This window comes from Streptomyces sp. NPDC000941 (genome assembly GCF_053599555.1).
This window is the reverse complement of sequence record NZ_JBSFMM010000053.1, coordinates 32,749-55,525: the sequence shown is the minus strand read 5'-3', so window position 1 is coordinate 55,525 and position 22,777 is coordinate 32,749. Positions and strand designations below refer to the sequence as shown.

Genomic DNA, 22,777 nt, shown 5'->3' with positions numbered 1-22,777 from the left:
GGAGGGGCGGCGGTTTCGGGGGCCGAACCGGGGTGAGGTGTGGCGGCGGGCGAAGGATGCGCCGGTGTCGGTGATCCGGCTGCCGCTGGTGGTCGCCGATGTGGATGTCCGCCGCCGGGTGGAGCAGTTGTTCTCAGCGATGTGGCAGGTCAAACGGGCCCTGCAGCGTGATGCGCGGGATGTGGTGGATGCCTACTGGGCCGGTGACGTGCGGCGCGAGCGGGACGTGAAGGCGTGGCGGGCCGAACTGGGCCTGTCCCGCACCGGGCTGGAGCGCCGCGCGTATCGGCATCTGGAGCGCTCATGCTGGTTGAGCGATCATGTGTCGAAGGCGTTGGTGATGCACCAGGCCGACGAGGTGTGGGCCGGTGTGGCCCGGCACCTGCACCCGGACGCGTCGGGGCGGCGGGCCGGGCGTCCCAAGGCCGGCACTTGGTGGGAGTACACCCGCATTCCGGGCCGGGCCCGCTCGCACACCACCGACCGCAAGTGGGAGACCTTCCGCCTGCACGGCACCCTCGCCGGACACCTGGACACCTTCCGCCACCCCGCACTGCCGCCCCAGGTCACCACCCCTGCCCAGGCCGCCCAGCTCCCGCCGGGCGTGCGGGTGCTGGCCCAGCCACGCCGCATGCCCACCCCCGCCCGGCCCACCGGCCGTATCCCCACCAGCACCCTCGACGCCGCAGGCCGCCCCCGCGGCAGGGCGGCGACCTGGTTCGACCACACCGGGCCGCTGACCGTCGTCTTCGCCGGTGGGCCCACCGGGCGCGGGGAAATCGTCCTGCCGGTGCGGCTTGCGCAGGGCGCTGGGCGCTGGCCTTATCTGCTGCACTACCTGGACGACCCAGGCCGGTGGCACAAGGTCGATCTGGTGCGGCGGCGGGATCCGGCCGCCCCGGGCGGCTGGGCCTATGAGGCCCATCTGATGCTCCTGGCCCCCGGCTACGCCTCCACCGCCACCCGTACCCGGCGCCGGCAGGCCGCCGCCCTGGAGCGCGTCGGCGGAGTGGACGGCAACGTCTCCAACCTCGCCGTCGTCTCCCTGCCCGCCACGCTCGACCCCGATGACAGCGGCGTGTACTCCGACCGGATCACCCTGACCGAGCAGGAGCAACACGTGCTGGCCGCAGGGCGCAGGAAGGCCCGAGGGCGCCAGCGCGCTCTCGACCGCTCACGGCGCGCCTCCAACCCCCAGCAGTACCAGCGCTCCCGACGTCAAAAGGCCCGCGACGAACGCCGAGGGGCAGCATGCCTGCCCACCAAGACCGTGACCGTCCCGGCCGGGCCCCGGCGCACCACCGCGACCGGAAGACCCCAACAGGCCTACCGCCGTGACACGCTCAGCACCGGCTACCGGAATCTGCGGGCCCGCCACAGCGCTGCGGCCGCGAGCGCGGCCGAGGCATCCCACCACCGTGCGAAGAAGATCGCCGCCGCTCTGGTCGCCGCCCACGGCCCGAACCTGACCGTCGAGGACTGCGACATCCGCACCTGGTTCCGCCTGTGGGGCCGCGCCTGCTCGGCCACCACCCCCGGGCGGCTGATCGCCGCACTCGCCGCCGAGTGCACCGCCACCGGCGGACGACTCCTGCGCGCCTCGACTTTCACCACCGCCCTGTCCCAGCACTGCCTGTGCGGCCGACGCACACCCAAATCCCTGCGCCGGCGCACCCACCACTGCGACCCGGCCGAAGGCGGCTGCGGGCTGCGCGGGGACCGGGACCTGGTCTCCGCCGCCCTGGCCGCCTTCACCACCCTCACCGACCCCGACGACCCCACCACCGCCCGCCTCGACCACCATCGGGCCCGGGCCTCCCAGATCCTCTTCGCCCCAGGGCTGCAAGAAGCCCTGACCGAGTCAACCGCACCGAAGTCCGCGCCTCCGGGCCGGACCCGCGCGGCAGCCGAACCCCGCCGGAAGACCCTTCCCCGGCAGCGGACGGCCTCTGCTCGGCGAAATGCCGGACCCTGCACCGTGGCAACCCCGGATGAGACCCGACCCGCACCCAAGCGGCCCAAGGCCCACGCCGGAACGACACGACCGCACACCGGCCGCCCCCGTACACACATACGGGATAAGTCTTAGTGTTGCGGGTCCTGCTGCTCGGGGTCCTGCTGGAGCATGGCGAGGGTCAGGACGTTGCCGCCGATGCCCCAGCCGCCGTCGGTAACCTCCTCGACCAGGACCAGGGTGGTGGCGCGGGCACGTTCCCCGTAGATCTCGACGTACAGCTCGGTGGCGCGGGTGACGATGGTCGCCTTCTGCTTCTCGTCGAGGGATCCGGCGGGGACCTTGAAGTTCGCGAACGGCACGGTGGCTCTCTTTCGGGTTGTTCGGGTTGCGATGACGTAGATGACGTAGATGGCGTACGGGGGTGAAACGTTCGTACGGGGCGGCGTGGCCGTCAGATGATGCCGCCGTTGGCGCGGACGACCTGGCCGTTGACCCAGTGGCCGGCCGGTGAGGCGAGGAAGGCGACGACTTCGGCGATGTCGGCGGTGGTGCCGAGGCGTTCCAGCGGGGGCTGGGCGGCCAGCCGGGCGACGGTCTCCTCGTCCTTGCCGTCGAAGAACATCTCGGTGGCGGTGGGGCCGGGGGCGACGGTGTTGACCGTGATGTCCCGGCCGCGCAGCTCGCGCGCCAGGACCATGGTCAGTGCCTCGACCGCGCCCTTGCTGGCGCTGTAGGCGCCGTAGCGGGGGAAGGCCAGGCCCACCACGGAGGTGGAGAAGGTGATGAGCGCACCGCCGCCGCGGAGCCTCCGCGCGGACTGCTGGGCGACGACGAAGGTGCCGCGGACGTTGGTGCGGTGCAGCACGTCCAGCTCCGCCAGGTCCAGCTCGGCGATCGGGGCCAGATACGTGCGGCCTGCCGAGTGGACGACGACGTCGATGCCGCCGTACTCGGCCTCCGCGGTGTCGAAGAGCTCGGCCACCTGCCGCTCGTCGGCGACATCGGCCTGGACGGCGACCGCCCTGCCTCCGGCTGCGGTGACCTCCTTGACGGCGGCCTCGGCCTGATCGCGGTTGCCCGCGTAGCCGACCACGACGGCGTATCCGTCGGCGGCCAGCCGGGTCACCGTTCCGCGGCCGATGCCACGGGAACCGCCCGTGACGATGGCGACGCGGTTCGTCGGGGTTTCTAGGGTGGACATGCAGACTCCTGCAAGGTGATGACGGGAGATGGAACGGGGGATGGAACGGGGGATGGAACGTCGGATGGTTCATGGCGCAAGGCGTAGGGGCGTCGGTGTCGGTGCCGCTGCCGGTGTCCCGTGTCAGCGGGCCGACGAGCCGACGGCGCCCTGCCGGTGTGCTCAGCGTGGCCCGGCATTCCGGGGTCAGCCAGGGCTGTCTCCACCCTGGGGTTCTCAACCCCTGGCTCAGCCCGCCGGTACGCGCGACGATGGGGGCGTGAAGCATGCCGAACTCGCCGCGTTCCTCAAATCCAGGCGCGACCGGATCCGCCCGTCCGACGTCGGGCTGCCCGCCGGACCCCGGCGCCGGGTGCCGGGGCTGCGGCGCGAGGAGGTCGCCCAGCTGGCCGGGCTGTCCGCGGACTACTACACCGAGCTGGAGCGCGGGCGCGGCGCGCAGCCCTCGGCCCAGGTGCTGGCCGCGCTCGCCCGGGCGCTACGGCTGGACGGCGATGAGCGCGACCATCTGTTCCACCTCGCCGACCGGCCGGTCCCGCCCGCGACACACGGCCCGAACGCGCATGTCCAGCCCGGTCTGCTCGGTCTGCTCGACCGGCTCGCCACCACCCCCGCCCAGGTGATCACCGATCTGCACCAGACCCTCGTGCAGAACCCCCTGGCCGCCGCGCTCATCGGCCGGCCCCCGGCGGTACGCGGCCACGCGACAAGCCTCGTCTACCGCTGGTTCACCGACCCCGAGACCCGTACGCTCTACCCGCCCGAGGACCACCCCCGCCACTCCCGGGTCTTCGTCGCCGACCTCCAGGCGGTCGCCGCGCGGCGCGGCAGCGACACGGAGGTGGCCCAGCTGGTGACCGCGCTGCGCCGGCGCAGCGAGGAGTTCGCCGCCCTCTGGGACACGCATGACGTCGCCCTGCGGCGGGCCGACCACAAGCGCATCGTCCACCCCGCGCTCGGCCTCATCGAGCTGGACTGCCACAGCCTGTTCAGCGAGGACGGCCGCCAGCGCCTGCTGTGGTTCAGCGCCCAGCCCGGCACCGAGGGCGCGGCCCAGCTGGAACTGCTCTCCGTCATCGGCACGCAGGAGATGACGACCACGACGGCCGGTGCGGGCGGACTCGAGCAGCCGAAGTCCTGACCCGGCCGCCGTTATCGCGTGTCGCTCGCAGCTCATCCCGCTTTGGGTGTGTTGACAGTAGACATCCGATGAATTGAGTCTTGTGTCCATGGACCGCAGACATTTCTTCGCCCTGTCCACAGCGACCGCGGCCGGCGCGGCGGGTCTCCCGTCCGGCGGTGCCCACGCCGCCGAGCAGACCGGCGCCACATCGGACACCCCGACCGACGCCGCGCCGGACGACGCGGCCGACGGCGGCGCCACGACGCTCGCCGGCGAGCTCGCCCTCTGGTATCCACGGCCCGCTTCCGAGTGGCTGGAGGCGCTGCCCATCGGCAACGGACGGCTCGGCGCCATGGTGTTCGGCGGCACCGACACCGAAAGGCTCCAGCTCAACGAGGACACGGTATGGGCCGGCGGCCCGTACGACCCGGCCAATCCTCAGGGGCTGAGCAACCTTCCCGAGATCCGCAGAAGGGTCTTCGCCGGTGAATGGGCCGACGCCCAGGCCCTGATCGACAGCACTTTCATGGGCAACCCCCTCTCCGAGCTGCCCTATCAGACGGTCGGCGATCTGCGGCTGGCCTTCTCCGCCCAGGGCGAGGTCAGCGACTACCGCCGTGAGCTCGACATCGACTCCGCCATCACCTCGGTCCGCTACACGCAGGGCGGCGTCACCTACCGTCGCGAGGTCATCGCCAGCCACCCCGACCAGGTCATCGCCTTACGGCTGACCGCGGACACTCCCGGCTCCATCTCCTTCACCGCCGCCTTCGACAGCCCTCAGAGCGTGACCGGCTCCTCGCCGGACCGGATCACGGTCGCGCTCGAGGGCACGGGGCAGACCCGGAGCGGTATCACCGGTCAGGTACGGTTCCGGGCGCTGGCCCGCGCCGGTGCGGAGGGGGGCACGGTCGGCAGCGAGGGCGGAAAGCTCACGGTGGCCGGTGCCGACTCCGTCACCCTGCTGGTGTCCATCGGGACCAGCTATACGGACTTCGGCAACCCGACCGGCGACCACACCGCCCGCGCCGCCGCCCCGCTCAACGCCGCCTCCGACGTGCCGTTCACGACGCTGCGCAAGCGCCACATCGACGACTACCGGCGGCTGTTCCGCCGGGTGGCACTCGATCTGGGGTCGACCGATGCGGCGAAGCTGCCCACCGATGAGCGGGTGAAGAACTTCTCCTCCGCCTTCGATCCACAACTGGTCTCCCTGCACTACCAGTTCGGGCGGTATCTGCTGATCTCCTGCTCGCGGCCGGGCACCCAGCCGGCCACCCTTCAGGGCATCTGGAACGATCTGCTCAGCCCGCCCTGGTCATGCCGGTACACCATCAACATCAACACCGAGATGAACTACTGGCCGGCCCCCGTCACCAACCTTCTGGAGTGCTGGGAGCCGGTTTTCGACATGCTCGCCGACCTGTCGGTGTCGGGCGCGAGGACCGCCCGGACGCAGTACGGGGCACGCGGCTGGGTAGCCCACCACAATGTCGACGGCTGGCGTGGCACCGCCCCCTGCGACCAGGCCTTCTACGGCACCTGGCCCACCGGAGGGGCCTGGCTGACCACCGGTATCTGGGACCACTATCTGTTCACGGGCGACAAGGAAGCGCTGCGCAAGCGCTACCCGGTGCTCAGGGGCGCGGTGTTGTTCTTCCTGGACACCCTGGTCACCGATCCCTCCAGCGGCCACCTCGTCACCTGTCCGTCGATGTCCCCCGAACACGCCCATCACCCGGATGCGTCCGTCTGCGCGGGGCCGACGATGGACAACCAGATTCTGCGTGATCTGTTCGACGGCTTCGTCAACGCCGCCGAACTGCTCGGCGAGGACACGGACATGCGGGCCGAGGCGAAGACCGTGCGCGGGAAGTTGCCGCCCATGAAGATCGGTGCCCAGGGCCAGCTGCAGGAGTGGCAGGAGGACTGGGACGCCATCGCCCCGGAGCAGAACCACCGCCACATCTCACATCTGTACGGTCTGCATCCCAGCAACCAGATCACCAAGCGCGGGACGCCCGAGCTGTTCGCGGCGGCCCGTAGGACCATGGAGCTGCGCGGCGACGCGGGAACCGGCTGGTCACTGGCGTGGAAAATCAACTTCTGGGCGCGTCTTCTCGAAGGCGACCGCTCCTTCAAACTGCTGGGCGACCTGCTCACACCCGAGCGCACCGCGCCCAACCTCTTCGATCTGCACCCCCCGTTCCAGATCGACGGCAACTTCGGCGCCACATCGGGGATCACCGAGTGGCTGCTGCAGTCCCACGCCGGTGAACTCCACCTCCTGCCCGCCCTGCCTCCCTCGCTCCCCAACGGGCGAATTCACGGGCTTATGGCCCGCGGTGGCTTCGAGGTGGATCTCACCTGGAGCGACGCCACCCTGGCCGACTGCCGGCTGCACTCCCGTATCGGCGCCCGCGCCGTGGTCCGGGCGACGACCCGCCTGAAGGTCACGGCGCAGGGGAAGCCCGTACAGACGGACCACCCCGAGCCGGATCTCACCTCGTTCGACACCGAGCCCGGCGTGACGTACCGCCTCACCCCCGCCTGACGGCCCGGCCGGCCCGGGCTAGCCAACCCCCAGCGCACGGTGGAAGGTGCCCGGAGTCAGGCCGTAGGCGCGGTGGAACCAGCGGGTGAAGTGGGCCTGGTCGGCGAAGCCGGTGGCGGCCGCCGTGGCGGCGGGGCTGATCCCCGTGGCCATCAGGTCGCGGGCGCGGCGCAGCCGGAGCTGGCGCTGGTAGGCGCTGGGGGCCAGGCCGTATTCGGCGCGGAAGGAGCGGTAGAGGGTGTAGCGGCTACAGCCGATCGCCTCGGCCAGGGCGGCGGCGGGCAGTGGCGTGAGGGATGGTTCGAGGCAGGACTCGCGGAGGAGGGCGAGGGCCCGGCGGGCGATCTGACGCTGGGCGCTCGCCGACTCCGCGCGGAGGCGGGGGGCGCGGGTGGCGCCGCGGCGGGCCGCCGCGAGCACGGCCGCGGTCAGGCATTCGTCCCGTACGCCGGGGTCCGCGGGTCCGCTGAGCACGGCGTGGAGGCGGGTGAGCGCGCCGGTGAGCGTGGTGTCGTGAAGGACGGGCTGCCCGAACAGGGGCATGGCCGCGGCGCCTTTGCCGGTCGCGTCGGTGAGCACGTCGCGCACCAGCGCGGGGCCGATGTGCACGATGCGGTACTGGTAGCCCAGTTCCGCGGCGGCCCGGCCGTCGTGCACATCGTCCGGGTTGAAGGCCATCACCATCCCGGCGCCACTGGTGTGAGCCGCACCGCGGCAGTGGAATCGCTGGGCGCCGACGTCAGTGATGCCGAAGGAGTACGTGTCGTGGCTGTGCGGCGCGTACACATGGTCGAAGAAGTGGGCCTGCATCGCCTCCAGCGGATACGAGCCGTCCCGCCAGTAGCGCACCCAGCTCTGTTCCGTTCCCATGGCCCTCATTGTGCTGCACCTGGTGGGCGCACAAGCGTTCAAGACAGGCGCGGGGCGGGTGGCCAGGGTGGGGGCATGGCATCGAAACAGGGCCTGAGCGGTCCTTATGCGCTCCTCGGCGTCACCATGGTGTTGTGGGGCAGCGCCTTCTCCAGCTCCAAGTCGGTGGTGGACCATATGCCGCACACCGTCGCCGCGCTGATGCGTTTCGGCGGTGGGGCCCTCGCACTGCTGCTGGCCCTACGGGTGTCCGGGGGCCGACGGGTGTCCGCGGGCCGACGGCGGGCGGAGGTGGCGGCGCGCCACGGGTGGCGCGCGGCGCTGGCCGGAGTGCTGGGCGTGTTCGCGTACAACGCATTCTTCTTCTGGGGGCTGTCGCTGGCGCCCTCCTTGGACGCCGGCATTCTCATCCCGGTCATGAGCCCGGTGCTCACCAGCGCCTTTCTGCTGGCGGTACGGCGTGAGCGGGCCTCGGCGGCGCGTATCGCCGGGCTCGGCACGGGACTGGCCGGGGCCGCGGTCTTCTTTCTGGGGGCGGGCGGCACCTCGTCCGGGGACGGTGACTCGACACGGCTCGCGGGGGACGCGCTGTTCCTCCTCAGCGCGGTGTGCTGGGCCGCGTACACCCTGGCCGGGCCGCGGGTGCTGGCCGGTATCGAGCCGCTGCGGGCCACGACCTACGCCACATGTGCGGGCGCCGTCCTCCTGGGGGTGATCGCCGTGCCCGATCTGCCGGAGGTGCGCTGGGGCGAGTTGCCGACCGGGGTGTGGCTGAACGCCGCGTATCTCGCCGTGTGCGCCGCCGCCGTCGCCAACCTGCTGTACTACCGGGGCATCGCGGCCGTGGGGCCCGCGTCGGCTTCTCTCATGATGTTCCTGGTCCCGGTCGTCAACACCGTGTGCGCCACGGTCTTCATGGGCGAGTCGTTCGACGGGGTGCAGGGCGCGGGGGCGCTGCTGCTGATGGCGGGTGCCGTGCTGAGCCTGCACACCCGCAGTGCGACCACATGAGCATGCGCCGGGGCGCCTCACATGGCCGAGAACGAACCCTCGACACTCCATCAACTTCTACATGGCTGTAGATTATTGACCGACGCACCGCACATCCAAAGGGGAACACCTCATGGCCGTGAGCCTGACCAAGGGCAGCAACTACTCCCTCACCCGCACCGAGCCCGGTCTCGCGAGCGTGGTCATCGGCCTGGGCTGGAAGGTGAACACCGGCCCGGGCGATGTCGACCTGGACGCGAGCGCGCTGGTTCTGGGCGGCGATGGCCGGGTTCTGTCGGATCAGCACTTCGTCTTCTTCAACAACCGGGCCACACCGGAGGGTTCGGTCCGCCACACCGGCGACAACAAGACCGGTGCGGGCGAGGGCGACGACGAGCAGATCGCCGTGGACTTCAACCTGCTTCCGGCGCATGCCGAGTCCGTGGTGTTCATGGTGTCGGTCCACAACGAGGGCGGGGCGGCCATCACCTTCGGCCGGATCCGGGACGCGTACATTCGCGTGGTCCACCAGGCGACGGGCGTGGAGATGTGCCGCTACGAGCTGACCGAGGACGCATACGACCAGACCGCGATGGTGTTCGGCCAGCTCTACCGGCGCGAGGGCGAGTGGAAGTTCCGCGCCATCGGCCAGGGCTATGCGACGGGTCTCGCCGGGATCGCCAAGGACTACGGCGTCAACGTCTGACCACGCCCGGGCAGTCGGCTCCTCCCCCAGCGGTGTTCCCTCGGAACACCGCTGGTTCCGTCGGCGCGGCATGGCGCCGCAGTGCCAGATGGTGCGAGAGGTATTGACGCCTCCGGCGAGTCACCTATCATCCTCAACGTCCGGATAACCGGCCGCTATTCGGCATGCCGAACGACGCGCCGCCAGACCGGGGCACACAGCGCGAACCGAGTACGGCAGCACCCACACCCCCCATACCGGCAAGGCCTTCCCGCCGTCCCGCACCCTTCCGTGGGAGCGGTCCCACAGCGCAAGGGAGTGCGTCATATGTCATGGACCCATCACCCACACAGCCGCCGGAGAGCGCTGACGACGGCCACCGGCCTGATCACCGCGACCGCAGTCCCCATGACCACCGCCCCGCGCGCCACGGCGTCGGCCCGCACGGCCGAGGCGCAGGGCCCGTCCGCCGCTGCCGCGTCGTACACCAACCCGGTGATCTGGCAGGACTTCGCCGATATCGACATCATCCGCGTCGGTGACACCTACTACTACTCGGCCTCCACGATGCACTATTCGCCGGGAGCGCCCATCCTGCGCTCGTACGACCTGGTCAACTGGGAGTTCGCCGGACACTCGGTGCCGGTCCTGGACTTCGGCGCCAAGTACGACCTCAACGGGGCGCGTGGCTACGTCAAGGGGATCTGGGCCTCGTCGCTGGCCTACCGCCCGAGCAACCGGACATTTTACTGGCTCGGCCAGATCGACTTCGCCAAGACGTACATCTACACCGCCACCGCCGTCGAAGGGCCCTGGTCCAGGCTCACCACGATCGACAACGCGTACTACGACGCGGGTCTGCTCGTCGACAGCGACGACACCCTGTACGTGGCGTACGGGAACACCACCATCAGCGTGGCCCAGCTCTCCGCCGACGGACGCACCCAGGTGCGCACACAGCAGGTGTTCTCCACGCCCTCCAGCATCGGCACCCTGGAAGGCTCCCGCTTCTACAAGATCAACGGGAACTACTACATCTTCCTCACCCGCCCCGCCAACGGCCAGTACATCCTCAAGTCGACCAGCGGCCCCTTCGGGCCCTACACGCTGCGCCAGGTCCTCCTCGACCTGCGCGGCCCGGTCTCCGGCGGCGGGGTGCCGCACCAGGGCGGACTGGTGCAGACACAGAACGGCGCCTGGCACTACATGGCCTTCGTGGACGCGTATCCCGGCGGGCGGATCCCTGTGTTGGCCCCGGTCACCTGGACCTCGGACGGCTGGCCCACCATCCAGCTCGTGGGCGGCGCCTGGGGCGCCTCGTACCCCAGCCCCGCCGTCCCCACCCCGCCCCGCCCGGTCACCCCGCTCACCGGCGTCGACACCTTCGACGGCACCACCCTCAAGCCCAAGTGGGAGTGGAACCACAACCCCGACAACAGCAAGTGGTCCGTCAACAACGGCCTGACGCTCCAGACCGCGACGGTCACCGGCGATCTGTACTGGGCGCGCAACACCCTCACCCACCGGATCCAGGGGCCCACCTCCACCGCCACCGTCCAGCTCGACTACTCCGCGATGAGGGACGGAGACCGGGCGGGCCTCGCGCTCCTGCGCGACTCCTCCGCATGGATCGGCGTCAAACGCGACGGCGGCACGACCAGGGTGGTGATGGTGAACGGCCTGACCATGGACACCAACTGGAACACCACCGGCACCGGCACCGAGGCCGCGAGCGCGGCCGTCTCCGGCGGCCGCATCTGGCTACGCGCCACCGCCGACATCCGCCCCGGCGCCACCCGGCCCGGCACCTTCTCCTACAGCACCGACGGCACCACCTTCACCCGCCTCGGCCCCGCTTTCACGATGGGCAACGACTGGCGGTTCTTCATGGGCTACCGGTACGCCATCTTCAACCACGCCACCCAGGCGCTCGGCGGCTCGGTGCGAATCGCACGCTTCGAACTGAGCACGCCCTGACCCTCAAGGAGAGACATGACCCCTCTGATCAGATCCGGCCGACGCCGAGCCTCGGCGTTAGGGCTGCTGGCCGCCGGCGTGATGGCGGTGGCCGGGACCGCGACGGCCGCACCCGCCACCGCGACGCCTACCGGCTCCGGCGCTGCCGCTGACTCCATTCAGGCGTCCACCCTGGGCGCTCAGGCGGCCCAGTCCGGGCGGTACTTCGGGGCCGCGGTGGCCGCCGGCAAGCTCGGCGACGGTACGTACTCGACCATCCTGAACCGCGAGTTCAACATGGTCACCCCCGAGAACGAGATGAAGTGGGACACCACCGAGCGCTCCCGCGGCTCGTTCAACTTCGGCCCGGCCGACCAGATCGTGAACCACGCCACCTCACACGGCCAGCGCATACGCGGCCACACCCTGGTCTGGCACTCCCAACTGCCCAGCTGGGTCAGCTCCATCGGCGACGCGAACACGCTGCGCAGCGTGATGAACAACCACATCACCACCCAGGTGGCCCACTACAAGGGCAAGGTCTACGCCTGGGACGTGGTCAACGAGGCGTTCGCCGACGGCGGCAGCGGAGCGCACCGCCCGTCGGTCTTCCAGAACCTGCTGGGCGACGGCTTCATCGAGGAGGCATTCCGCACCGCGCGGGCGGCCGACTCGTCGGCCAAGCTCTGCTACAACGACTACAACATCGAGAACTGGAGCGACGCCAAAACCCAGGGCGTCTACCGCATGGTGCGCGACTTCAAGGCGCGCGGTGTGCCCATCGACTGCGTCGGCTTCCAGGCCCACTTCGGCACCGGCGGCCCGCCGGCCAGTTTCCAGACCACCCTGTCGAACTTCGCCGCCCTCGGCGTGGACGTGCAGATCACCGAGCTCGACATCGCGCAGGCACCGACGACCGCGTACGCGAACACGGTCAAGGCCTGCATGAACGTGGCGCGGTGCAACGGCCTCACCACATGGGGCATCCGGGACACCGACTCCTGGCGCGCCGGGGACAAGCCGCTGCTCTTCGACGGCAACGGCAACAAGAAGGCCGCATACAACGCGACGCTGTCCGCGATGGGCGGCACCCCCGCGGCCGCGGCAAGTTCCGTGCCGAAGACCGCGGTGAAGGGCACGGCGAAGAACACCGCCTCCCCCAGCTCGGCCGCCGCTCTGCCCGGCAGCTTCAGCTGGAGCTCCAGCGGAATCCTGATGTCCCCGAAGCCGGACTCCACCCACAACATCGCCGGGCTCAAGGACCCGACCGTGGTCTACTACAACGGCAAGTACCACGTGTTCGCCAGCGTCGCCAGCGCCTCCGGATACAGCCTGGTGTACCTGAGCTTCACCGACTGGTCCCAGGCGGCCTCGGCCCCGCACTACTACCTGGACCGCAGCGGGATCGGCACCGGATACCGGGCCGCACCCCAGGTGTTCTACTTCGCGCCCCAGCGCACCTGGTACCTGGTGTATCAGACCGGCAACGCCTCGTTCTCCACCAACACCGACATCAGCAACCCGAACGGGTGGAGCGCTCCGCGCAACTTCTACTCCTCGATGCCGGACATCATCAAGCAGAACATCGGCAACGGCTACTGGGTCGACATGTGGGTGATCTGCGACAGCGCCAACTGCTACCTGTTCTCCTCCGACGACAACGGACACCTGTACCGCTCCCAGACCACCCTCGCCCAGTTCCCGAACGGGTTCACCAACACCGTCATCGCCGCCCAGGACTCCAACAAGTACGCCCTGTTCGAGGCGAGCAATGTGTACAAGGTGCAGGACAGCAACCAATATCTGCTGATCGTCGAGGCCATCGGATCCGACGGAAAACGGTACTTCCGCTCCTGGACCTCCAACAGCCTCGGCGGCTCCTGGACCCAGCTGGCCGCCTCCGAGAACAACCCGTTCGCCCGCGCCAGCAACACCGCCTTCCCCGCAGGAGCCTGGACCAAGGACATCAGCCACGGCGAGCTGATCCGCGCCGGCTACGACCAGACCCTCACCATCAACCCCTGCAAGATGCAGTACCTCTACCAGGGCATGAACCCCAACGCCAGCGGCGACTACAACACCCTGCCGTGGCGACTCGGCCTGCTCACCCAGACCAACTCCTCCTGCTGACCGACCACCGGGGTCGCCGCGGATCCCGTACGGGGCCGCGGCGGCCCCAAGGGGGTCAGCCGTTCCAGCTCTCGTCGTACGGGTCGCGCGGGGTCGCGACCGGCCTGGCGCGGCTGACCTCGATAAACGGGATGGGACCGCCGTTGAGCGGATCCTTGGTCCGTTTACCGGTGTAGGTGCCGGTGACCTCCAGCCAGGTGTCGGGTTGCACGACGGGAGGGATCCGCCCGGTCAGCCCGATCTTGACCGGCTGAGCGTCGGCGGCGCAGCAGTTGAGGGCCATGCGGACGAGATAGGGCGCGCCGTCGCGGTCGAGCGCGAGGAAGCCGGTGATTTTGATCCGCCGATGCCGCAGGGAGTGTCCGTGGTCGTAGACCGCGCGACCGGCGTAGTCGGCCACGCTGAGCGGGAGCGGGTCCTTGGCCGGGAGGTCGGGGAAGCCCCAGGGGCGTTGCAGGGCCGTACCAGTGTGCATGGCGCTGTAGGAGCCGAGCGCAGGCGGGGCAACGAGGATGAGCGCGAAGAGGGGCAGGACGAGCAGCCAGGACACACGTGGTTCGCGGTGGGCGTGGCCGCCCTCCTCGTGGCTTCCGCCCTCCGGGTCGTGGCCGGGGGGTGTCTTCGGGCCGCGCAGTTCGTACCAGACGGTGGCGACGGCCGCCACGATCAGCACACCCCCGGAGGCCAGCAGCAGCGGGCGCAACCCGGCCTTGACGTAACGGAGGTAGAGATCGGTGCAGCCCGCCCGCAGCATCGCCACTCCGACGAGGAACAGCACCACCGCCTGTGCTTTCCGGTTCACAGCAGGACCGCCCCGACCAGGGCCGACACCAGAACCGCCAGGGCGAAGGTGGCGGGGGCGAAGCGCAGCGCGAAGGTGCGGCCGAACGTGCCGGCCTGCATCGCGAAGAGTTTCAGGTCGATCATCGGTCCGACGACGAGGAACGTCAGCCGGGCGGTGAGCGAGAACTGCGACAGGGACGCGGCCACGAACGCGTCGGCCTCCGAGCAGATCGACAGCAGCACCGCGAGGACCGCGAGCGCGAGGATCGACCCCACGGGGTCGTCGGCCGCGGTGTGCAGCCAACGCGCCGGCACCATGGCCTTGAGCGTGGCGGCGGCCATCGCGCCGACGACGAGGAACCCGCCGGCGTGCATGACATCGTGGCGTACGGACCCCCAGAACGCGGCCCCCTTGCCCTGGCCGTCGAGCGCCGGACGGGCCGGTGGGCGCAGCCACTCGGCGCGGCCCACCCGCTGCCACAGCCAGCCCATCACACAGGCCACGAGCAGACTCGCGACGAACCGGGCGAGGACCATCCGCGGTTGGCCGGGGAACGCGACGGCGGTGGCGGTCAGCACGATCGGGTTGATCGCCGGGGCCGACAGCAGAAACGCCAGCGCCGCCGCGGGCGCGACACCCCGGCGCACCAGCGCCCCGGCCACCGGCACCGAGGCACATTCGCAACCGGGCAGCACCGCCCCGGCGGCCCCGGCGACCGGCACCGCCAGGGCGGGGCGGCGCGGCAGCGCGCGGGCGAAGAACGACGGCGGAACGAACACCGCGATGAGCGCCGACAGCAGCACACCGAGGACGAGGAAGGGCAGGGCCTGTACGACCACCGCGACGAACACGGTCATCCAGCTCTGCATCACCGGCGCGGACAGCGCCCGGCGCACCGGCCCCTGCGCCGCCACCGCCAGGACCAGCAGCATGGTCAGGACGAGCGACGAATCCAGCCGCCCGCCCTGACGGTCGGCCGCGGCACGGCGGTCGGCCGGGGGCGGGGCGGCTTTGACGGTGGCCACGGTGGGTACCTCCGGCGTCGAAGGGGTCGCGAGTGGGTGCCTCTCCCCTTCAGTACGCCGGCGCACGCACAACTGCTCATCCGCCCCGGCGGGTCATACGCTGCCGAACAGCTGCGTCCAGTAGGTGCCCGCCCGGCTCCCCGTCGCGTAGCCGATCCCGATGTGGCTGAACTCCGGCTTCAGGATGTTCGCGCGGTGTCCTGGGCTGTCCATCCAGCCGCGGACCACCTCCGAGGGGGTCCGCTGGCCGCATGCGATGTTCTCGCCGATGCCGCGGTGGCGGCATCCGGCGGCCGCCGCCCGGTCCCATGGCTGGCTGCCCTCGGGGGCGGTGTGGGAGTAGAAGTCGCGGGCGACCATGTCCTCACTGTGCCGCTGCGCGGCCACGGTCAGGTCCGGGTCGGGGGCCAGCGGCGGCAGTCCGGCCGCGGCCCGCTCCGCGTTGGTGAGCGCGCGGACTTCCTCCGCCGTACGGGCCAGGCCCGCGGCCGTGAACGGCTGGGCCCACAGCACGGTCCAAAAAACCTCGCCTGAGCGGCCGCCGACGGCCCGGCCCATTCCGACATGGGCGACCGAGCCATCCCGGAACGGCGCGCCGCGCTCACCGTCCTCGAGGCAGTAGTCCACGAACTCGGCCGCCGTACGGGGCCCGGAGACGATGTGCTCGGCGATGGTCAGACAGGAGTAACCAGTAGTGGCGATCCGGTGGAAGACCGATGTCCCGTCGGGGCTCTCCAGGCCGAGGCTGCCCTGTGCGGCCATGGCTTCGGCGTGGGCCCGGGCGGCCGTGCTCAGCCGGGCGTCGAGGGCGACGGCCGGGGCCCCGGTCCGCGACCGTACGCCGTTGACCAGGCCGAGGAAACCGTCGGGGTCATGGGCGGCCCCGGCCGGGGACGTGGCGAACGACGGAGCGGACGCCGGAAACGACGGAGCCGACGGCGGATACGGCGGTGCAGGTGGCGGAAACGGCGGGGCCGGCGGCGGAGGTGGCGACTGCTCGCCGTCGTCCGCGACGTCGACGCCGAAGTCCCGCGCCACCCCGGCCAGCCCCTCCGCGTACCCCTGCCCCAGGGCCCGTATCTTCCACCGGACGCCGCGCCGGTAGATCTCGGCAAGCAGCAGCACCGTCTCCTCGGTCGGGCGCGGCGGGGTGAACAGGATCTCCTGCCCCCCACCCGCCCCCCTGACCCTCATGGTGGGGGCGGGCAGCCTACCGAGCGGTGTGCCGGGTTCGGCGGGGCTGATCACCACCGTGACGCGGCTCGCGCCCCGCCGCAGCTGCCCCGGCCGGAGGGTGACGGTGTCGCCCTGCAGCAGGACGCCGGGGGCGGTGGGCTGGTTGAAGAAGACGAAGTCGCCGTCCCACGAGACCTTTCCGTCGTCTCCGGTGATCAGCACGGACAGGTCGAAGGGGCCCTGCACCCGGATGAACAGCATGCCGTCCGGGAGCAAGGTGTTTCCGCCGGGAACCAGTTCGCCCATGTCACACCCAACGCGGGGGCGCTGCCCAGGGTTCCGGCGCCGGGCTCAGACCAGCGGGGCCGGGTAGGTCGGGTACTCCACCCCGGAGACATGCTGGACGACGCGGATGACCTGGCAGGAGTAGCCGAACTCGTTGTCGTACCAGAGGTAGAGGATCGCGTTGTCCCCGTCGACCTTGGTGGCGCCGGCGTCGACGATCGAGGCGTGGCGCGAGCCGATGAAGTCGCTGGAGACCGCGTCCGGGGCGCTGGTGAAGTCGATCTGGCGCTTGAGCGGCGAGGTCAGCGACACCTCGCGGAGGTAGTCGAGGACTTCCTCGCGGTTGGTCTCGCGGCCGAGCCGCAGGCTGAGGATCGCGATCGACACGTCCGGGACCGGGACCCGGATCGAGCTGCCGGTGATGGTCGCCTCGAGGTCGGGCAGCGCCTTGGCGACGGCGGAGGCCGCGCCGGTCTCGGTGATGACCATGTTGAGCGGGGCCGAGCGGCCGCGGCGGTCCGACTTGTGGTAGTTGTCCAGCAGGTTCTGGTCGTTCGTGAACGAGTGGACGGTCTCCACATGGCCGCGCAGCACGCCGTACTCGTCCGCCATCGCCTTCAGCGGCGGGACGATCGCGTTGGTGGTGCAGGAGGCGCAGGACAGGATCTGCTCATCCGGCTTGATCATGTCGTGGTTGACGCCGTGGACGACGTTGGGGACGTCGCCCTTGCCCGGGGCGGTCAGGACGACCTTGTCGATTCCCGGCTGGAGGTGCTGGGACAGGCCCTCGCGGTCGCGCCACTTGCCGGTGTTGTCGATGAGGATGGCGTTCTTGATGCCGTACGCCGCGTAGTCCACCGACGTCGGGTCGTCGGAGTAGATGACCTTGATCTCATTGCCGTTGGCGACGATCGTGCTGTTGGCCTCGTCGACGGTGATGGTGCCGTGGAACTGGCCGTGGATGGAGTCACGGCGCAGCAGCGAGGCGCGCTTGACGAGGTCCTGGCCGGCGCCCTTGCGGACGACGATGGCGCGCAACCGCAGACCGTTGCCGGAGCCGGCCTTCTCGATGAGGAGGCGGGCGACGAGGCGGCCGATGCGGCCGAATCCGTAGAGGACGACGTCACGCGGCTCACGGCACTCGATCTTGTTGGCACCCGTGGCGCCGGCGACGGCCTCGGCGGTGAACTTCTCCACCGGAAGACCGCGGTCGTCGGTCTTGTACATCGCGGCCAGCATGCCGATGTCGATCTGGGAGGGGCCGAGGTCCAGCGCGGTGAGGGCCCGCAGGAACGGCATGGTGTCGGTGACGGAGAGTTCCGAACCGGCGATCTGCCGGGCGAATCGGTGGGTCTTGAGGATGCTGACCACTGACTTGTTCACCAAGGAGCGGCTGTGGAGGAGGACCGTGACGTCCCGCTCGCGCTGCAGCTTCCCGATGATCGGAATCATCGACTCCGCGATCTCCTCGCGCTGTTTCCAGTTGGTGAACGAGTCCTCGTTGACAGTCACAAATTTATCTTTCGAGCTAGGCGGCGCTCATATGCTAACCCCCCGCCATTTTGATCTTTCAAACGGAGCCACCCGAGCCCTGTCGATCGCACCGAGTGGAATGTTATAAATGCGGACATGAGCACACATGCTCGTATGTCCTGGCGGCGGCATCGGCCCCGATCCGGGTCCGAAGCTCCCCTCACGTCCCGCTGGAGACGGCTGGGGGCCCTCTCGCGTACCCGGAGCGTCGCCGGGCAGGTGTTCATCCTGCAGCTGCTGCTGGTCCTGCTCCTGGTCGCCGGCGCGGTCGTGGGCCTGGCGCTCCAGGCGCGGAGCCAGGGCATGACGGACGCCCGACGGCGCTCTCTCGCGGTCGCCGGGACGATGGCGAACGCCCCCGGGGTGGCCCAGGCCATGGCCGGCAACCACCCGACCGCGCTGCTCCGGGACTCCGCCGAAGCGGCGCGGAAGGGCTCCGGCGTCGACAGCGTCGTGGTGTTCGACCGTCGTGGCCTGCGCCTCACCCACCCCGATACGACGTTGATCGGCAAGCGGATCATCGGCCCCGCCAAGCTGGTGCGGGAGGAGCTGGCCGGAAAGACGATCTCGGAGACATTTCATGCGAGCCAGGGCCTGTCCGTGGTCTCGGCGGTCCCCGTCCTCAAGCCCGACGGCAGCGTCCTCGGCGGGGTGTCGGTCGGGGTCAAGGTCGAGAGCGTCAACAGCGTGATGACGCAGCGGCTGCCGCTGCTGCTCGGCAGCGCCACCGGGGCGCTGGCCCTGACCACCGGCGGCACCGCGCTGATCAGCAGGCGGGTGCGGCGGCAGACCCACGGCCTGGGCGCCACCGAGATGACGCGGATGTACGAACACCACGACGCGGTGTTGCACTCGGTCCGGGAAGGGGTGCTGGTCCTGGCCGCGGACGGGCGGCTGCTGCTGGTCAACAGCGAGGCTCGGGCGCTGCTGGACCTCGCCCCGGACGCCGAGGGGCGGCACATCGCCGAGCTCGGCCTCGAGCCGCGGCTCACGGAGCTGCTGATGTCGGGGCGCCCCGTCACGGACGAGGTGTACCCGAGCGGCAACCGGCTACTGGCGGTCAATCTCCGGCCCACGGACCGTAGGGGCGGCCCCGCCGGAAGCGTGGCCACACTCAGGGACACCACCGAGCTGCAGGCGCTGTCCGGCCGGGCCTCGGCGGCCCGCGAGCGGCTGGAGCTGCTGTACGACGCCGGGGTGCGGATCGGCTCGACCCTGGAGCTGACCGAAACCACCGAGAAGCTGGTGGAGGTGGCCGTCCCCCGGTTCGCCGATATCGTCACCGTCGAGCTGCTGGACCCCGTACTCCAGGGCGAGGAGCCGGAGCCACCGTACGAGGTGCTGCACCGCACGGCGGTGGGCGGCGAGGACGGCGAGGACGGCGACACCACCGCACACCCCCTCTTCCGCCCGGGAGAGCGGGCCGTCTACCGTCCCACCGCACCCCAGAGCCAGGCCCTGCGGACCGGCCACGCCGTCCTTCAGGCCGCGGTGAGCGACCAGACCGCGGTGAGCGACCAGACCGCGGGCGGCGGCACCACCGGACTCGGCGCCCCCGCCGAGCACCTCCCCGATCACGGGATCCAGTCGCTGATCACGGTTCCGCTGCGCTATCGCGGCGTCACTCTGGGGCTGGCCAACTTCTGGCGGACGCGGCGGAGCGAGCCGTTCGAGGAAGAGGACCTGGCGATCGCCGGGGAGCTGTCCGGGCGCACCGCCATCTGTGTCGACAACGCACGCCGGTACGCCCGCGAGCACGCCATGGTCACCACCCTGCAGCGAAACCTGCTGCCCGGCAGCCTGCCCGAGCAGGACGCCACGGAGGTGGCCACGCGCTACCTGCCCGCGCAGGGCGGGACGAGCGGCAGCTGGTTCGATGTCATCCCGCTGCCCGGACACCGGGTCGCCCTGGTGGTCGGGAAGGTGGCCGGGCAGGGGCTGCACGCCGCGGCCACGATGGGCCGGCTGCGCATCGCGGTGCAGAACTTCTCGGCCCTGGACCTGCCCCCCGATGAACTTCTCTCCCTGCTGGACGAGCTGGTCACCCGGCTCGACCTGGAGCAGGACACCGACCCGGACGGCGCGCGGATCACCGGAGCCACCTGTCTGTACGCGATCTACGACTCGGTGCGCGGCCTGTGCACCGTGGCCAGGGCAGGCCACCCGGCGCCCGTGCTGATCGGCCCGGACGGCACCGCGCACACCCCCGCCGTGCCGGCCTCCCCGCCCCTGGGTTTCGGCGGGGAGCCCTTCGAGGTGGCCGAGCTCCCGCTGGCCGAGGGGACTCGTCTGGTGCTGTACACCAACGGGCTCCTCGACAGCCACGACGGCGCCCCCGACACCGGCCTCGACCCGCTGCGCCGCGCCCTCGCCGACAGCCCGGACCTCGGCCCCGAGGAGACCTGCCAGACCCTGCTCGACACCGTGCGCCCGGCCCGCCAGAGCGATGACATCGCGCTGCTGGTGGCCCGCACCCGCGTGCTCGACGCCAAGGACGTGGCCGAGTGGGAGGTGCCGCTGGACCCGGCGGCGGTGGCCCCGATCCGCGCCGCGGCCGCCCAGCAGATACGGTCGTGGGGTCTGGAGGAGGCCGACTTCGCCGCCGAGTTGATCATCAGCGAACTGATCACGAATGCCCTGCGCTACGGTGCCCCGCCCGTGCGGCTACGGCTGCTCCGCGGCCGCGATCTGACCTTCGAGGTCTCGGACGGCAGCAGCACCTCCCCCCATCTGCGGCGGGCCAGGACCACCGACGAAGGCGGGCGCGGCCTGTTCCTGGTCTCCCAGTTCGCGCGAGCCTGGGGCACCCGCTACACCGCCGACGGCAAGGTCATCTGGGCCGAGCAGGCCCTGAGCGGCACGGGGACGCTCGACGATGGCGCGCTGGGGCTCGGGGACAGCCTGGTCGGCCAGGGTGATCCGTCGGCCTTGTAGCGCTCGACATGCCGTCTGTAGCGCCCGACGTACGGACCGTAGCGCCCGGTCGTACACACTGTAGTGCCCTTCGCGCAGGCCCGGAGGTCAGGGGCGTGGTCCGACCGTCGTGGCCCCGTCCCGTACGGTGATCGCCGCCGCGGGACAGGAGTCGGCCGCGTCCAGTACCCGCTCCTCCTCCGGGACCTCGTCGGCCAGCGGACGGGCGTGTTCCGCGTCGAGGGCGAACAGATCGGGAGCGATTCCGGCACACATGCCGGACGCCATGCACCGGCCCCCGTCGATCTCGGCCTTCCAGGTCATGCCGCTCACCACCCGACCGGCATGACGCGCGGTCCGCGGACGATCATCTGGTCCTTCCACACCACGTCCCCGGTCAGGCACAGCCCCGGGAAGCGGGTGATCAGCGCGCCGAGCGCTTCCTGGAGCTCGAGCCGGGCCAGCGGCGCCCCGAGGCAGTGGTGCACACCGTGGCCGAAGCCCAGGTGCTGGGTGGCGGGCCGGGCCACGTTGAGTTTGCCGGGCTCGTCGAAGCGCAGCGCGTCTCGGTTGGCGGAGCCGACGGCGACGAGGACGGGCTCTCCGGCGCGCACCAGTTGGCCGCCCACCTCGATGTCCTCGGTCGCGTAGCGGGGCTGGGAGGCGCCCTTGCCCAGCGGTACGAAGCGCAGCAGCTCCTCGACCGCGCCGTTCAGCAGGGCGGGTTCCTCGCGCAGACGACGCAGTTCGCCGGGGTGGTCCAGGAGTGTCAGCACGAAGTTGGGGATCTGGGTGGCGGTGGTCTCGTGTCCGGCCACCAGAATGCCCACGCACAGATCCACGAGTTCGAGCTCGGACAGCCGGTCGCCGGCGTCCCGGGCCTCGATCAGCGAGGTCATGAGGTCGTCCTGGGGCGCGGCGCGGTGGATCTCGATCAGCCCGGCCATATAGGCGCGCAGTTCGTCGCGGTTGCGGTCGAACTCCTCGGCGCTCAGGGAGCTGGTGGACAGCGCCGCGTCGCTCCAGGCCCGGAACTTGGGCCGGTCCTCCTCCGGCACACCGAGCAGCCGGCAGATGACCCCGACCGGGATGGGCAGGGCGTAGCGGTCGACCAGGTCGGCGGGCGGCCCGGCGGCCTCCAGTTCGTCGAGGAGTTCATGGGTCAACTGCCGCACCGACGGACGTAGTTTCTCCACCTGGTGGACGGTGAACGCCTTGGCGACGAGGGTGCGCAGCCGGGTGTGATCGGGCGGGTCCATGGTCAGGATGCCGCTGTTGCGCCGGCCCTCGGACTGCCGGGGCTCGTCGTGGTGGAGCGCCGCGGCGCGGCTGAAGCGCCGGTCGCCGAGCACCAGCCGGGCCTCGGCATAGCGCGTGACGAGCCAGGCGGGTTCGCCGTACGCCATGCGCACCCGCACTAACCCCGTGCGGTTCCTGGCTTCCTGGTACGCCTGGCTGAGCCCCAGGCCCTCGGAGGAGTTGAAGGGATAGGCGATCGTTTCCGACTGCACGGTCGTCTCCGCTGTGGTCACCGTGACCTCCCTTGCGTAAGCACGTGCTTACAAACGTAGGAGCCGTGCCTTGGTACGGTCAAC

Annotated in this window: 17 protein-coding genes; 8 read left to right on the top strand and 9 right to left on the bottom strand. The window is 70.7% G+C overall.

Annotated features, from left to right (window positions below; genetic code table 11):
- The coding region (locus tag ACWDSL_RS19215; protein ID WP_450486835.1) for a hypothetical protein at positions 1-2,089 on the top strand (2,089 nt) is incomplete at its 5' end.
- Here the strand turns inward: ACWDSL_RS19215 and ACWDSL_RS19210 are convergent.
- Positions 2,086-2,316, bottom strand: a complete 231-nt coding sequence (locus tag ACWDSL_RS19210) for a tautomerase family protein (protein WP_450486833.1) — start codon at positions 2,314-2,316, stop codon at positions 2,086-2,088. The genes ACWDSL_RS19215 and ACWDSL_RS19210 overlap by 4 nt on opposite strands.
- Before the next feature lie 92 nt (positions 2,317-2,408).
- On the bottom strand, positions 2,409-3,158 hold the full coding sequence (locus ACWDSL_RS19205; RefSeq protein WP_450486831.1) for an SDR family oxidoreductase: 750 nt from the start codon (positions 3,156-3,158) through the stop codon (positions 2,409-2,411).
- A gap of 259 nt (positions 3,159-3,417) precedes the next feature.
- Here ACWDSL_RS19205 and ACWDSL_RS19200 point away from each other — a divergent pair, with 259 nt between their 5' ends.
- Both ACWDSL_RS19200 and ACWDSL_RS19195 read left to right on the top strand, forming a co-directional pair.
- Positions 3,418-4,299, top strand: coding sequence for a helix-turn-helix transcriptional regulator (locus ACWDSL_RS19200; protein WP_450486829.1), 882 nt, complete (start codon positions 3,418-3,420; stop codon positions 4,297-4,299).
- 88 nt (positions 4,300-4,387) lie between these two features.
- Complete coding sequence (locus tag ACWDSL_RS19195; RefSeq protein WP_450486827.1) at positions 4,388-6,835, top strand: glycoside hydrolase family 95 protein; 2,448 nt, start codon at positions 4,388-4,390, stop codon at positions 6,833-6,835.
- Positions 6,836-6,853: 18 nt separating this feature from the next.
- On the opposite strand, the gene ACWDSL_RS19190 is transcribed toward ACWDSL_RS19195, so the two are convergent.
- Positions 6,854-7,705: an AraC family transcriptional regulator gene (locus ACWDSL_RS19190; protein ID WP_450486825.1), complete on the bottom strand. Its 852-nt coding sequence runs from the start codon at positions 7,703-7,705 to the stop codon at positions 6,854-6,856.
- A 75-nt stretch (positions 7,706-7,780) separates the two neighbouring features.
- On the opposite strand from ACWDSL_RS19190, the gene ACWDSL_RS19185 reads away from it, so the two are divergent.
- The 4 genes from ACWDSL_RS19185 to ACWDSL_RS19170 all read left to right on the top strand — a co-directional run bounded on the left by ACWDSL_RS19185 (position 7,781) and on the right by ACWDSL_RS19170 (position 13,466).
- Positions 7,781-8,716, top strand: a complete 936-nt coding sequence (locus tag ACWDSL_RS19185) for a DMT family transporter (protein WP_450486823.1) — start codon at positions 7,781-7,783, stop codon at positions 8,714-8,716.
- A 112-nt stretch (positions 8,717-8,828) separates the two neighbouring features.
- Positions 8,829-9,401 carry a TerD family protein gene (locus ACWDSL_RS19180; protein ID WP_089509949.1) on the top strand — a complete coding sequence of 191 codons (573 nt, stop codon included), beginning with the start codon at positions 8,829-8,831 and terminating at the stop codon, positions 9,399-9,401.
- 306 nt (positions 9,402-9,707) lie between these two features.
- Positions 9,708-11,357: a glycoside hydrolase family 43 protein gene (locus ACWDSL_RS19175; protein WP_450486821.1), complete on the top strand. Its 1,650-nt coding sequence runs from the start codon at positions 9,708-9,710 to the stop codon at positions 11,355-11,357.
- Between the two features lie 15 nt (positions 11,358-11,372).
- Entirely contained in the window at positions 11,373-13,466 is a 2,094-nt protein-coding gene (locus ACWDSL_RS19170) for a non-reducing end alpha-L-arabinofuranosidase family hydrolase (protein ID WP_450486819.1), read from the top strand.
- Positions 13,467-13,521: 55 nt separating this feature from the next.
- On the opposite strand, the gene ACWDSL_RS19165 is transcribed toward ACWDSL_RS19170, so the two are convergent.
- The 4 genes from ACWDSL_RS19165 to ACWDSL_RS19150 all read right to left on the bottom strand — a co-directional run bounded on the left by ACWDSL_RS19165 (position 13,522) and on the right by ACWDSL_RS19150 (position 18,248).
- Positions 13,522-14,268, bottom strand: coding sequence for a TIGR03943 family putative permease subunit (locus ACWDSL_RS19165; protein ID WP_450486817.1), 747 nt, complete (start codon positions 14,266-14,268; stop codon positions 13,522-13,524).
- Positions 14,265-15,275, bottom strand: coding sequence for a permease (locus tag ACWDSL_RS19160; RefSeq protein ID WP_450486815.1), 1,011 nt, complete (start codon positions 15,273-15,275; stop codon positions 14,265-14,267). The genes ACWDSL_RS19165 and ACWDSL_RS19160 overlap by 4 nt, the downstream gene beginning before the upstream one ends.
- Before the next feature lie 93 nt (positions 15,276-15,368).
- On the bottom strand, positions 15,369-16,757 hold the full coding sequence (locus tag ACWDSL_RS19155) for a CAP domain-containing protein (RefSeq protein WP_450486813.1): 1,389 nt from the start codon (positions 16,755-16,757) through the stop codon (positions 15,369-15,371).
- Between the two features lie 45 nt (positions 16,758-16,802).
- A complete protein-coding gene (locus tag ACWDSL_RS19150; RefSeq protein WP_450486811.1) occupies positions 16,803-18,248 on the bottom strand; it encodes a glyceraldehyde-3-phosphate dehydrogenase in 1,446 nt (481 codons plus the stop codon).
- Positions 18,249-18,488: 240 nt separating this feature from the next.
- Here ACWDSL_RS19150 and ACWDSL_RS19145 point away from each other — a divergent pair, with 240 nt between their 5' ends.
- Positions 18,489-21,203, top strand: a complete 2,715-nt coding sequence (locus ACWDSL_RS19145; protein ID WP_450486809.1) for a SpoIIE family protein phosphatase — start codon at positions 18,489-18,491, stop codon at positions 21,201-21,203.
- Between the two features lie 87 nt (positions 21,204-21,290).
- On the opposite strand, the gene ACWDSL_RS19140 is transcribed toward ACWDSL_RS19145, so the two are convergent.
- Positions 21,291-21,506: a ferredoxin gene (locus tag ACWDSL_RS19140; protein ID WP_089514384.1), complete on the bottom strand. Its 216-nt coding sequence runs from the start codon at positions 21,504-21,506 to the stop codon at positions 21,291-21,293.
- Positions 21,507-21,511: 5 nt separating this feature from the next.
- Positions 21,512-22,714: a cytochrome P450 gene (locus ACWDSL_RS19135; protein WP_450486807.1), complete on the bottom strand. Its 1,203-nt coding sequence runs from the start codon at positions 22,712-22,714 to the stop codon at positions 21,512-21,514.
- Positions 22,715-22,777 lie beyond the last annotated feature (63 nt).